The organism is Photobacterium sanctipauli (genome assembly GCF_003026495.1).
GTDB lineage: Bacteria > Pseudomonadota > Gammaproteobacteria > Enterobacterales > Vibrionaceae > Photobacterium > Photobacterium sanctipauli.
This window is the reverse complement of the sequence record NZ_PYMA01000014.1, coordinates 44,428-56,518: the sequence shown is the minus strand read 5'-3', so window position 1 is coordinate 56,518 and position 12,091 is coordinate 44,428. Positions and strand designations below refer to the sequence as shown.

The 12,091-nt window shown below is 46.3% G+C and carries 14 protein-coding genes; 3 read left to right on the top strand and 11 right to left on the bottom strand.

Annotated features, from left to right (window positions below):
- Window positions 1-115 precede the first annotated feature (115 nt).
- The gene (locus C9I98_RS18950; protein WP_036817040.1) at window positions 116-316 is read left to right on the top strand and encodes a hypothetical protein; all 201 of its coding nucleotides are present in this window, start codon (window positions 116-118) and stop codon (window positions 314-316) included.
- Window positions 317-343: 27 nt separating this feature from the next.
- Here the strand turns inward: C9I98_RS18950 and gloA2 are convergent, their stop codons facing one another.
- From gloA2 to nrfB, 7 genes are read right to left on the bottom strand one after another with little or no spacing between them, the layout of a single operon-like run.
- Window positions 344-742, bottom strand: coding sequence for an SMU1112c/YaeR family gloxylase I-like metalloprotein (gene gloA2, locus C9I98_RS18945; RefSeq protein WP_107272347.1), 399 nt, complete (start codon window positions 740-742; stop codon window positions 344-346).
- A complete protein-coding gene (gene nrfF, locus C9I98_RS18940) occupies window positions 743-1,261 on the bottom strand; it encodes a heme lyase NrfEFG subunit NrfF (RefSeq protein WP_245907190.1) in 519 nt (172 codons plus the stop codon).
- The gene (locus C9I98_RS18935; protein WP_036830958.1) at window positions 1,242-1,796 is read right to left on the bottom strand and encodes a DsbE family thiol:disulfide interchange protein; all 555 of its coding nucleotides are present in this window, start codon (window positions 1,794-1,796) and stop codon (window positions 1,242-1,244) included. Before C9I98_RS18935 ends, nrfF begins: the two co-directional genes overlap by 20 nt.
- Window positions 1,797-1,840: 44 nt before the next feature.
- The gene (locus C9I98_RS18930) at window positions 1,841-3,808 is read right to left on the bottom strand and encodes a heme lyase CcmF/NrfE family subunit (RefSeq protein ID WP_036830956.1); all 1,968 of its coding nucleotides are present in this window, start codon (window positions 3,806-3,808) and stop codon (window positions 1,841-1,843) included.
- Between the two features lie 57 nt (window positions 3,809-3,865).
- Entirely contained in the window at window positions 3,866-4,822 is a 957-nt protein-coding gene (nrfD, locus tag C9I98_RS18925) for a cytochrome c nitrite reductase subunit NrfD (RefSeq protein ID WP_036830955.1), read from the bottom strand.
- Window positions 4,819-5,508, bottom strand: coding sequence for a cytochrome c nitrite reductase Fe-S protein (nrfC, locus tag C9I98_RS18920; RefSeq protein ID WP_036830953.1), 690 nt, complete (start codon window positions 5,506-5,508; stop codon window positions 4,819-4,821). Before nrfC ends, nrfD begins: the two co-directional genes overlap by 4 nt.
- Window positions 5,509-5,516: 8 nt before the next feature.
- Window positions 5,517-6,119: a cytochrome c nitrite reductase pentaheme subunit gene (nrfB, locus tag C9I98_RS18915; protein WP_036830951.1), complete on the bottom strand. Its 603-nt coding sequence runs from the start codon at window positions 6,117-6,119 to the stop codon at window positions 5,517-5,519.
- Between the two features lie 546 nt (window positions 6,120-6,665).
- Between nrfB and nrfA the strand changes: the two genes are divergently transcribed.
- Window positions 6,666-8,102 (top strand): ammonia-forming nitrite reductase cytochrome c552 subunit, encoded by a 1,437-nt coding sequence (gene nrfA, locus C9I98_RS18910; RefSeq protein WP_107272346.1) that lies wholly within the window; start codon window positions 6,666-6,668, stop codon window positions 8,100-8,102.
- A 195-nt stretch (window positions 8,103-8,297) separates the two neighbouring features.
- Here the strand turns inward: nrfA and C9I98_RS18905 are convergent, their stop codons facing one another.
- Window positions 8,298-8,738, bottom strand: a complete 441-nt coding sequence (locus C9I98_RS18905) for a GNAT family N-acetyltransferase (RefSeq protein ID WP_107272345.1) — start codon at window positions 8,736-8,738, stop codon at window positions 8,298-8,300.
- 191 nt (window positions 8,739-8,929) lie between these two features.
- Between C9I98_RS18905 and C9I98_RS18900 the strand changes: the two genes are divergently transcribed.
- Window positions 8,930-9,583, top strand: coding sequence for a DUF642 domain-containing protein (locus tag C9I98_RS18900; protein WP_036822363.1), 654 nt, complete (start codon window positions 8,930-8,932; stop codon window positions 9,581-9,583).
- Window positions 9,584-9,659: 76 nt separating this feature from the next.
- On the opposite strand, the gene C9I98_RS18895 is transcribed toward C9I98_RS18900, so the two are convergent.
- The 3 genes from C9I98_RS18895 to amrS form a co-directional block, all read right to left on the bottom strand.
- Window positions 9,660-10,337: a TPR domain-containing protein gene (locus tag C9I98_RS18895; RefSeq protein WP_036822366.1), complete on the bottom strand. Its 678-nt coding sequence runs from the start codon at window positions 10,335-10,337 to the stop codon at window positions 9,660-9,662.
- 170 nt (window positions 10,338-10,507) lie between these two features.
- Window positions 10,508-10,816: a glutaredoxin domain-containing protein gene (locus C9I98_RS18890; protein ID WP_036822369.1), complete on the bottom strand. Its 309-nt coding sequence runs from the start codon at window positions 10,814-10,816 to the stop codon at window positions 10,508-10,510.
- 113 nt (window positions 10,817-10,929) lie between these two features.
- Window positions 10,930-12,009 (bottom strand): AmmeMemoRadiSam system radical SAM enzyme, encoded by a 1,080-nt coding sequence (gene amrS / locus C9I98_RS18885; RefSeq protein ID WP_107272344.1) that lies wholly within the window; start codon window positions 12,007-12,009, stop codon window positions 10,930-10,932.
- Window positions 12,010-12,091 lie beyond the last annotated feature (82 nt).

Below are 12,091 nucleotides of genomic sequence, written 5' to 3'. Positions count from 1 at the left end.
TAATTAAAACCCTGTTTATACTAGGTATAATCTCGAAATTTATCGATTGCCAAATGCAATTAGCTGTGTATTATTCCACGTCAAGTGTATTATCCCGTGCTACAAGGACATTTAGATGGAATTAACATTTTTAATTGAAGGATTGCTGTTTGGCCTTATCGTCCTGCTTATTGGCCTATCTGGTGGGTCATTCTTCACCATGGCAACCGCCAAGTCGACAGACGAGATGACGGCTACCGAGTCGCGCATTGAGTTCGGCTTCTACGGTGTTGCAAGCCTTGTCTTTGCAGCCCTGCTAACAGGCATTTTAAACTAGCACCTAATACCCAGCTCGGACTGATCCTTATAAGCCAATTCCCCCAGCTTGATACAGTTCGAGCGGCAGTCCATCCGGATCTTTGAAAAACGTGTACTGTTTACCGGTACATTCATCAACACGGATGGGCTCCACCTCTATGCCACGGCTTTCTAGATAACTGGCGACCTGCGTTACCGAATCAACCGCAAAAGCCAAATGCCGCAATCCCCTTGCCTCTGGCGCATTCACCCTCTCAGGCGGGTTAGGAAAAGAAAACAACTCAATCTGACTACCATCCGGCAATTCAAGATCTAACTTGAATGAATCCCGTGCTTCTCGGTAATGTTCAGCAAAAACTTTCAAGCCTAAAATATCAACATAGAAGTGTTTGGAAACGGCATAATTGGAACAAATGATGGCCGCATGGTGGATAGATTTGAGCACTTAAACTTCCTTTTCAGCCGAGCGCTGCTGCCGGCGGACTGTCACAAAAATAATGGCACCAAAAATTAAGACGAGCAGGATAGGCCCCCCCCACAACAAGTAAGTCTGTGGTGATAACCTTGGCTTATAAAGCACAAAATCCCCGAAGCGAGAAGTCATGTATTCGACAATCTCACTGTCTGTCTTACCCTTATTCACCATCTGATAAACAACTAGCCTTAAATCTTTTGCTACCGGAGAGTTGGATTCAATCAGGTTTTGGTTCTGGCATTGTGGACAGCGAAGTCGACGAGAAAGCTCAATGGCACGTCGCTGATCCGCTTGGGAGCGGAACTTGAAGGTTTCTACACTTTCGACAACCTTGCTGTCAGCACCAACAAAAATCTGATCAACTTGCGCCGAAGCCGTAAAGCTCAAGCTAACCAGTAAAGAGACCAGCCCGCCTAACACTAACCCTATGAATGCCCTGACACCACGCCCATGCGATTTCATCGAACCATCAACCACTGACGCTTGCATCTTGCTGTTCCTTAATCAATTGAATCACAGGCTCAAATTGTTCCTGCCAAATTTGCTCATCCAGTGCCCCCGAATAACGGTAGCGGATATTGCCTTGCTGATCGACCAAATAGCTTTCCGGCGTACCGTATACTCCTAAATCCAACGCCAGTTGCCCCTTAGGGTCATACAAAACAGTGTGATAAGGATTGCCAGTACGCTGCAAAATGCCACGGGCGTCAATCATGCTATCTCGGTAATTTAACCCGACGATGTCGATACGCTTGCTTTCAGCCAAGGACATCAAGAACGGGTGCTCTGACTGGCACACTGCACACCACGACGCCCAAACGTTCAAAAGCGTCAGCCTGTCTTTGAACATAGACTCACTGGCAAGCACTGCTGTTGGTGAAAACGTCGGCACTTGGAACTGTGGAATAGGCGTCTTCTCTACCCTTGCCAAAGAAGAAGGTTGATCATTGCTCATTGAGACAGCAATGATCCCAATAACAGCGATCACGGCAATCAGCGGAATAAAACGAGTTACTTTTTTCATAGGCAGTTTATCGGGCTACTACGTCCTTTATATATACCATGCCGCTACTTCCATACCACGATGGTTTTCGCTGGCGCCATTTGCTTATGGGAAACCTTCCCTTTTCTCAGGCTCCATACAGCCATCGCGCCACCGATCATCATTAGCACACCACCCAGCCACAGCCAACGAACAAACGGCTTGTATTGGATGCGCATGGCATAATCAGTCCGGTTAAGCTTTTCACCCATGGTAATGTATAAATCACCATGCCAGTACCACTTGATACCCGGCTCGCTCATGTTCATGGTACGTACCGCATAGTGACGACGCTGTGGCTTGATAACGGCCTCTAGCTTGCCATCTTTGGTCACCAAGATATTGGCTTGCTCTGCGGTATAGTTCGGCCCGATAAGCAACTCGGTCTCATTGTAGGTAAACGTATACTCACCCAGTTGGACGCTATCACCCGGCCCCATCTTATCGCTGGTTTCTATATCGTAGTGGCTTACCAAGGCCGCACCAATAATGCTAATAGCCACGCCGACATGGGCAATCACCATTGCCGCCTGCTTCCAAACGATACCGTTCAAGCCCTTCGAGCGACGTTTTTTAACCCGAAGAAAGAAAGCCTGCAAGGCAGTAAAAGCAACCCAAATCGCGGTAATAAAGGCAAAGCAAACAACAATATTCACCCCACGCTCAAACATCACCGACAGTGCAACGCCCAGAACGATCGAGACCGACATTGGCGCCAATGTTCGGGTGATCAAATCATCCATGGTGACACGATGCCAACGGATCAACACGCCAAAGCCCATGAAGAAAAACAACACGAAACTCATCGGCACAAACATGGCATTGAAATACGGGGCGCCCACCGAAATGTTCCCCATTCCCAGCGCTTGGAAAACAAGGGGATAGAAGGTGCCCAATAGTACGGTGATAGTCGCAACAGCAAACAAGCTATTGCCAATCATGAACATGGCTTCTTTCGATAGGAAACCAAACTTTGCCGGCACAAAATACTGTGCCGACTTAATGGCAAACAGGCTGAGTGCAACCACCAAGATCAACGCCAGAATCGACAGTAAGATGACTCCACGGGTTGGATCAACCGCAAAAGCATGGACCGAAGTCAACACGCCTGAACGAACAATAAAAGTGCCCAACAAGCTCAACGAGAAGGTAAAAATAGCCAGTAGCAAGCTCCAACCAATCAAGGCCCGTCGTTGCTCCGTTATCATCAGTGAGTGCAACAAGGCTGTCCCGGTTAGCCAAGGCATCAAAGAGGCATTTTCAACCGGATCCCAGAACCACCAGCCGCCCCAGCCTAGCTCGTAATACGCCCACCACGAGCCCAAAGCAATACCGCCGGTAAGAAATACCCAGGACGCTAGCGTCCACGGTCGGCTCCACTTCGCCCAGTTAGTTTGCGCTTCTTTTGAGGTCAATGCCGCCACCGCAAAGGCAAAGCTGACAGCAAAACCGACATAGCCCAAGTACAGCATTGGCGGGTGGAAAATGAGGCCGACATCTTGCAGCATCGGGTTAAGATCCCGCCCCTCCATTGGTACCGGAAATAGCCGCTCAAACGGGTTCGAGGAAAATAATACGAATGCACTGAATAAAGCGACAAGGACAGAGAGGGTGATCAGTACCCGAGCCATAAAGGCTTCATCCCGCTTACGACAAACCCAAGCCACCGCCGCAGCCCAGAATGCCAAGGAGAAAAGCCAGAACAGAAATGACCCTTCATGCCCGCCCCATACCGCGGCTAGCTTGAAGAAAACAGGTAACTGGGTATTAGAATGATGGGTAATGTAGGCAACAGAAAAGTCGTCCAGTGCAAACCCTGCCCCGAGGATGAATATAGAGATCGCGATAAATATAAAGGCGCCATAACTTAACGGCCAAGCGTAGCGGGTAAGGTATGAATCCTTTTTGACTAAACCAACAACTGGGACAAGAGAACCCAGAATTGCTAAAACCATCCCTACGATTAGGGCAAAATGTCCAACTTCAGGGAGCATTGTGTTTCCTTTCAGTAATCGCCACAGCGCATGCCGTGGCGATTATAATACTACGTGTTACAGCGTTGTCATTTGACCAGCATAAAGGATGAAGGTACGTAACATCAGTACCCCGATCAAACTTAAGGTCGTTACCAGCATAATAAATGCCTTGTTATGACGAACGCCCGCTGGACTAAAGTGATTCAGGCCAAGTGGTACCAGCATTCCCATGCCAATCACCCCATACCAGAACCAAGATGCCCAGAAGCCGCCACCGATAGCTGCCATGGCTGCTGCCGTGCTCTGGCCGCCGCCAAAGTAAAGGCCAGTGAAGAACGCAAAGATAATAAACAGCTCAAACATCACAACTGGACGCTCAAACTTGTGGATCCATTGCGTACTTGCGCTGTGCGCTGACTCCTTGAAGAACACCACACCAAACAAGATACACGCAGCCGCACCAGAAGACAGGCTAGAGAACAGGAACAGTACTGGCAGTACCGGGTTGTTCAGTAGCGGATATGTCTGTAGTGCAGATAGTAGGAAGCCAGTGTATGCCGCAAGGATCAATGCCAAGAAACCAAGGAACAGCTCAAGGCTATTTTCAAAGCGGGTGATCACGCCCATTACCTTATCAACAATTGGGAAGCGGCCGTTAAGCAGCTTCATCAGCTCATCTTTAAAGATAATGGCAATCCAAGCGAACAACACAACCATGTAAACCTGGAACAGGATGACACCCATCGACATCACCGAGCTCGGGTTATAGAAGATCATGATCTTCCAGAACGACCACGGCTTCGTCAGGTGGAATACCAAGATCAGCAGGCCGACGATGATACCGAACGGTGCAAGAATGGCCGTTGCCTTAATAATCCCATTGGTGCTCGGGTCACCTTCGATCACCTTGCGCTTAAGGTAAATGGCAATCATAACTGCACCCGCAGACATACCGGCTAAAAATAGGTATACCGCGATGATCCAGTCCCACACTAGCGAATCAAAATAAAAGGCATCTGCAAATGTACTCATCCTTTTATCTCCCCTTTTCCATGTGGCACCTTAAACATCTTAGGCTGAGTCCCTAGTTCCACTTTTTGGCGATACACAGGCTTTTCAACGATCAGCTGGCTAATTTCACTATTCGGATCATTCAGATCACCGAAAGTCAGCGCTTTCGTTGGGCATGATTCAACACAAGCCGGCTGCTTACCTTCTTTCAAGTTAGTCTTCTTACAGAAGTCACACTTATCAGCAGATTTTGTTTCAGGGTTGAAGAAACGGATCTGGTAAGGACAAGCTGCTAAGCAGTAGCCACAACCTACGCACTTGAAGTTATCGACATCAACAATGCCGTTTTCTTCATCTTTAAATGCAGCACCCGTTGGGCAAACATGCACACAAGGTGCGTTTTCACAATGCTGACAAGAGATACGCGTAAACTTGTAGTCAACATTCGGGTATTCGCCCTGAGGCTCACTGCGAACGATTTCTAAGCGGGAAACCCCTTCAGGTACATCGTTTACTTCACGGCACGCGTCGGTACACGCTGTACAGCCAATACACAATGTTTCATCGTGTACCATGCCATAGCGCTTCTTACCGTCTTCCATTGTATTGGCTAATGTCTTGCGGCCAGCAAGGGCATTAACGCCAACACCTGTTGTAAAAATAACTGCACCAGCGCCTGCCAAAAAATTACGTCTTGAACACGTCATAATCGCCCCTACTCTTCTTTTATCTGATCAGAGTGGCAGTCGACACAAAGCTTGATTCTTGGCTTTCTCTCGATCGCTTTCATTGGATCAGTTTCTGGGTGGATGTTATGGCAAGATGCACAAGACAGATCTAATGCATGCACATCATGGGTCCAGTCAGCTTCGCTTAATAGCTTAGGCTCATGGCAGTTCATGCATGATTCGTTTTGCTTAGTGATCCAAGCCACGTCACTTGCCGGCTTCTCACTGCCCGCAACGGATTGCGACGGTGCAAATTTAGTCACAACAGAACCATCTACACGGTGGTTTTTGCCGATATTGCTATGGCAGTCGACACAAGTAACGCTTCGACTGGTTTCGGGATGTAGCGCTTCACTATGAGCGCCTTTAAGCATGTCTTTTTCATCCTTGTGACATTGCGTACACGCGTAATCACGGTCACGGATAAAATCGACAACATGTCTACCTGACTCAGATTGGCTAACAGAAGAGTTTGCTGCTGTGGCTTCTGTCGATTGTGAGTCTGCGGCAACATTGATTGAGAAACCCCAAATACACATCGCAACAAATAACGTCACCATGCTATTTAGGGCTACTTTATAATTGCCCATTTTTCACCTTTTCATCTTCCATAATTACTTTTGAATAAAAGTAATAGGCGTTGATATAAAGAGTTAAGTGCAACGAAATGCACCGATAAATACCAGTGTAAAAACACCTTAATTGATATCGATTCTTATTTTCATCAACAATAAGCCACAACGCTTAACAACATTAATATTAAACGATATTTCAAGATGTGAAAACATGCATCAATTAATAAATACCACTAAGGAAGGATTGAATAAGCCGATTTACTGATTTAGATCAATTAAATGAACGGGATAAGATGCTGTTTTATTTATTCTAATTACAAAGAGGTATGAAGCAGCATTTCACCTACCCCTAAATACCCAAAAAGGGGTATATAGTTATAAATATAAACCAAATCCCATTCTTAATTTTTCACAATTGATCCAAAACAATAAACTTTTTGCTTTAAAATGCGAACAGTCATCTTTTTGCTATCCTTACCATGATCTCCAATTCTTATTCATCAATGGCCGCTCTCACAACGCTTGGCTCTATTAATAATTAGAATTATGGAGTAACACACTGTGAGTAATTGGACGAGAAACACTGCCGCGGTTGCAGCTTTGTTGTCTGCAATATTTCTATCTACTGGGGTTCAGGCTGCTTCTGAAGAAGCCGAGAAAGCTCATATAGAGGCGCGCAATTCAACATATGCGAAAGAGCATGTCGATCAATACTTAACTTGGGAAGCAACCAAGGAAAGTGAAGATATCGAAGATGCTCTTGAAGGCGATCCTAACATGGTTATTTTGTGGGCTGGCTACGGCTTCGCAAAAGACTATAACAAGGCTCGCGGACATTTCTATGCACTTGACGATGTACGTAATACCCTGCGTACCGGTAGCCCGCAAGACGAAAACTCAGGCCCAATGCCAATGGCATGTTGGAGCTGTAAAAGCCCTGACGTTGCACGTGTAATCAACGAACGTGGCGAAGATGGCTACTTTGAAGGTAAGTGGGCACGCCTAGGTTCTGAAATCAGCAACACCATCGGTTGTGCTGACTGTCACAACACCAACAGCGAAGACTTCAAGCAAGGCAAGCCTGCCCTAGCCCTTTCACGCCCATATGCTGAGCGTGCGATGGAAGCGATTGGCAAGAAATTTGAAGACCAGTCTCGCCTTGACCAGCAAGCCCAGGTTTGTGGCCAGTGTCACGTTGAGTACTACTTCCAGAAAGAAAGCCACAACGCAGTCAAGTTCCCGTGGGATCTTGGTACTGGCGTTGATGAAATGGAAATCTACTTCGACAACCTAGGCTTTGCCGATTGGACTCACGGCCTATCTAAGGCACCAATGATCAAAGCTCAGCACCCTGAGTACGAAACTTGGCGAGATGGTATCCACGGTAAGAACGACGTGACTTGTATTGACTGTCACATGCCTAAAGTACAAAACGAAGACGGTGTTGTGTTCACTGATCACAAGATCGGCAACCCATTCGACCGTTTCGAAGATACTTGTGCCCAGTGCCATACCCAAGACAAAGCAACACTACAAGGCATTGTCTCTACTCGTAAAGCACAGGTACTAGAAATGAAGCTTCGTGCTGAGAAGCAAATTGTTGCCGCTCACTTTGAAGCAAAAGCAGCATGGGATGCAGGTGCAACCGAAGAAGAAATGAAGCCAATCCTAACAGACATCCGTCACGCTCAATGGCGTTGGGACTATGCAATTGCTTCTCACGGTGTACACATGCACGCGCCTGAGGTTGCACTACGCGTACTGGGTACTGCCATTGATAAGGCAAGTGATGCACGTACCCAAGTTGTTCGCCTACTGGCAACCAAGGGCATCACTGAGCCTGTAGAAATCCCTGATATTTCTACCAAGCTAAAAGCACAGCAAGCACTTGGTATGGATATGGAAGCGATGGAAGCTGAAAAAGAAGACTTCCTACAAAACGTTATTCCTAAGTGGGAAGAAGAAGCAAAAGTACGTGAAGCCTCGTACGACAAATAAGTTTCTTTGATATACCCCATAACAAACCCCAGCCTCGGCTGGGGTTTTATTTTTCGGTAACTAACATCATCAACAGTTAAAACAAACTTGATGAGTAAAAAATTTAATAATTGCCACAACAAGTAATCACAATATTGATGGCAAGATAATTAAATTAGATTGCGATCACAAATTTTTCTAATTAAGGTTCATTTTCTATTTATTTAAAACACACAACAGCACTTCATCATTATAAGTTTGATTACACCATAGGTACTTTTCATAAATTGGCTTTGGAATATCTTGTAAATTCTCAGCCGATTTAAACCCAAACCCATTATAAAAATGCGCGAGAGGAGAAAATGGCAAGCAATATAGCACTGTGTATTGCGTTGAGTGTGTGATCAGGTATTCCACAACTTTTGCTGCCAACCCTAATCCGCGATAGTTTTCATCAACATAAATTCCCCCCATCTCAGCAACAGATGGTTCAATATGTTGTAATCGCCCCAACCCAACCGGTACATTGTTTACCTCAACAATGGCAATCAGCTCATTAGTACCTGTTGAACGCTTGAAGCCTACTTTGTCATATTGCCCGTCAACCCAATCCAACTCCGTCAGGTTTGCGGCTCTCACCTTGATAGTCTGCTCCATGGCATGACGCTCCTTACCAGTTCCAATTAACTTCTGTTGTTAATTTCCCGCGATAGTCACTTCAGACTCCTAACCTAATCAACGTCGCAAATTGTGTCACCTTAAAGAGCACAAATTTGTCATATCGTGATCCATTGACCACACTTTACGTGAAGATCATAAACAACACATCTCATACTCAGGGAGTGATTATGCGTTGGGTAACAAATTCTGCATTAAAGCTGGTATTGGCTTTTAGTCTGGTATTTAGTTTTTCATCACAAGCTAACCTTATCATCAATGGTAGTTTCGAAGATATCGACGTTAGAGACGGGCGCTGGAGCTACTTTGTCCCTGGGACACCAAGAGCAACGGGGCTAGGATGGCAAGGCGACAATGTCGAAATTTGGGATTCATTGTTTGGCTTTGAAGCCAGTGACGGTGAGCAGCATGCCGAATTGAATGCTCACCCTAACCAAGGAGACAAGTTTTCTATCTTTCAAACGTTCAATACCATTGAAAACGCTTTGTATCAGTTGAGCTTTGATTATGCTGCCCGAAGAAACAGAAACGAGAGCTTCAACGTTAGTGTGACGGGCGATAACACCTTGTTAGATTACCAGCTAGATGATCATACCCGCTTCAGTTGGCGGACCTACTCTGGGATGTTCACCGCTGACAGTTCGCTGACCACCCTGCGCTTTACCTCCAATAACGATGGGACGCTGGGTAACCTCATCGATAATGTCAGTGTTACCCCTGTGAATAACGCGCTAAATGTGATCCCTGAGCCTGACCTGCTGTTTCCGCTAATCCTGTTGATTTTGTTCCTGGCCGTTCGCTACCAGATCCGCCGACACCAATAGCTGTTAGAATGGCCCGAGTGGCCATTCACTTATCACCACTTCCCTGAAACAAAGAGCTAAACCAGCAAAAGACGGCCTAAAGCAGATCTTTTGCCCGATTGATGGCATTGATTAACTCAACACGGTTAATATCGGTGCGTTGCGTGTCCAGTACTTGCTGCCAACTATCGATAGCTCGCTGGTATCGCGCGGTAAGAAAGTAATCCGTAGCCTGTAACATCAACGCAGGCACGTTATCTTCATCAAGGGAAAGCGCCGTCTCTAGCCACTGTTGGCTCTGTACATTAAAACGCTGGCCTTCGCTGTAGTAACTCGCCGTCGCCATGGCTGAGTAAATATTGGCTTGAGGCGTTTCGGCTAACTTCGAGGCATAGAAAAAGGCTTTGCTGGCATTTTCAAACTGTGAAACGTACATATAAGCGTTGCCGAGTGCATACCATAGCTCGCCATTCTGAGTGTCTTCCCGCAACTTGTCCTGAATTTCTTCAATGCGTTTCTGGTTTAGTTCTGATGCACTCATCGATGCCATGTCATCACCCGCGTGCTCGTCCGGCATTGGCTGTGCCGTTATCACCTGAGTATCAGACTTGCTGTTACCCAAATAGGCATACGTGCCTACAGATAGCACTGAGACAAGGCCGAATAGGCAGATAAAGGTGGGAGTCACTTTGTTGTGGTAACGATACGAATGCCTTGCCAGTAATAGGCCTGCAGCGACTAGCAACAACACGAAAAGTAAAATTTGATAACCCAAAGCCCGAACTCCATTTTGCTGGTAATACCCACCACAACTAAGCCGTATTTTACCAGAACCGACAAAGATAACTTGCCTATTAAAGAAAGGTTTAACTCAGATCAAAAACAATAAAGGCAGCGAAATTGCTGCCTTTGTTTTAAGAGAAACTGTTTGTGCTTCGGTTTGAATTATAGTTCGAAACCACCGAAAGCATCACCTTCTACTTGACGCTCAAGGAAAGCAACCAGATCGTCATGACCACCAATGTATTGGCCATCTAGAATGATTTGAGGCACAGTTCGCACTAGGTTACCCGTGGTTTGCTCGATAAAATCAACCATCATGGTTTTCGGCAAATCTTGGCCTAGTACCAGCGTCGTGTATTCAGTACCACGCTCATCAAGAATGGCTTTTGCTCTTACGCAAAATGGGCAGTTTGGTTGGGTAACAACAAGGTTTTGGTAGCTTGATAGTTGTTCAATTGTCATTTCAGACATGGTTCTTCACTTTTTCAGGTTAACTCTGCACGCTAAGATAATCGAAAGCTAACCCTGCCGCAATTTTTTGGCGTTATAACTTCACTCTAATAGTTATATATATACCCAAGTTACTAACCAATCTTGATAGGAATACGTTTCCTGCCAAACGCCTTCTCGCGGCGGGCATAGCGTCCAGCGATTTGGTAACCACAGTGCTTACACTTCCCCTGCCCCGTTAAATGACAGTCGCCCAATTCGTACCAATTGCGCGACAACACTTTCTGCTTACAACTTGGGCAGTAGGTACTGTCGCCCTTCTCATCAAAAATATTACCGACATAGGCATAATTCAGGCCATTCTTCACTGCTATTTCACGGGCACGTTTGACCGTTTCCGGTGGCGTACGTGATTTATCCATCATTTTGAAATCAGGATGGAACGCACTGAAGTGAATGGGAATATCTGGCCCTAAGTTGTCATACACCCATTTAGACAGCGCTTCTAGCTCCTCATTGCTGTCATTTTCATCCGGGATCAACAGGGTAGTAATTTCAAACCAAACATTGGTTTCATGGCGAAGGTACAGCAATGTGTCGAGGACGGGTGCCAAATGGCCACTGCAAATCTTGTGATAGAAGCGCTCGGTAAACGCTTTCAAATCGATATTAGCCGCGTCCATGTGACGGAAAAAGTCCGGTCTGGCTTGGTCTGTAATATAACCGGCGCTCACAGCAACACTGTTTATGCCCTGCTCACGACAGGCTTGCGCCGCATCGACGGCATATTCAAGGAAAATAACCGGGTCGTTGTAGGTAAAAGCGATGCTATCGCAGTTATACCGTTTCGCCGCTTGCGCCAGCTGCTCAGGCATCGCCGATGAACCCAAGGTATCTATTTGCCGTGATTTACTGATATTCCAGTTCTGGCAGAACTTACAACCTAGGTTGCACCCCGCAGTACCAAACGACAATACCGAACTGCCGGGGTAGAAATGGTTGAGGGGCTTCTTCTCTATCGGGTCGATACAAAAGCCGCTCGAACGGCCGTAACTGGTCAGGACAATTTCACCGTCATGCGCCTGCCGAACAAAGCAAGCGCCACGTTTTCCATCACGTAGCCGACAGTGCCGTGGGCACAAATCGCACACAACTCGACCATCATCGAGCTGATGCCAATATTTTGTTGGATAAAACTGTGGAGGTGCGCGCATCTTATTCACCCAATTGAGTATTCCTTTTCTATACTCAAGTATAGGAAATTAAAAATTGTCGCGGCTAATCTGATAGGTTTTT

Bases quoted from the DNA above. Each gene is read 5' to 3' on its own strand.
- C9I98_RS18935 (WP_036830958.1), bottom strand. From the start codon at position 1,796: ATGAAAAAAGTAACTCGTTTTATTCCGCTGATTGCCGTGATCGCTGTT.
- nrfD (WP_036830955.1), bottom strand. From the start codon at position 4,822: ATGAGTACATTTGCAGATGCCTTTTATTTTGATTCGCTAGTGTGGGAC.
- amrS (WP_107272344.1), bottom strand. From the start codon at position 12,009: ATGCGCGCACCTCCACAGTTTTATCCAACAAAATATTGGCATCAGCTC.
- nrfF (WP_245907190.1), bottom strand. From the start codon at position 1,261: ATGCAAGCGTCAGTGGTTGATGGTTCGATGAAATCGCATGGGCGTGGT.
- C9I98_RS18905 (WP_107272345.1), bottom strand. From the start codon at position 8,738: ATGGAGCAGACTATCAAGGTGAGAGCCGCAAACCTGACGGAGTTGGAT.
- C9I98_RS18890 (WP_036822369.1), bottom strand. From the start codon at position 10,816: ATGTCTGAAATGACAATTGAACAACTATCAAGCTACCAAAACCTTGTT.
- nrfB (WP_036830951.1), bottom strand. From the start codon at position 6,119: ATGGGCAATTATAAAGTAGCCCTAAATAGCATGGTGACGTTATTTGTT.
- C9I98_RS18950 (WP_036817040.1), top strand. From the start codon at position 116: ATGGAATTAACATTTTTAATTGAAGGATTGCTGTTTGGCCTTATCGTC.
- C9I98_RS18930 (WP_036830956.1), bottom strand. From the start codon at position 3,808: ATGCTCCCTGAAGTTGGACATTTTGCCCTAATCGTAGGGATGGTTTTA.
- C9I98_RS18900 (WP_036822363.1), top strand. From the start codon at position 8,930: ATGCGTTGGGTAACAAATTCTGCATTAAAGCTGGTATTGGCTTTTAGT.
- nrfC (WP_036830953.1), bottom strand. From the start codon at position 5,508: ATGACGTGTTCAAGACGTAATTTTTTGGCAGGCGCTGGTGCAGTTATT.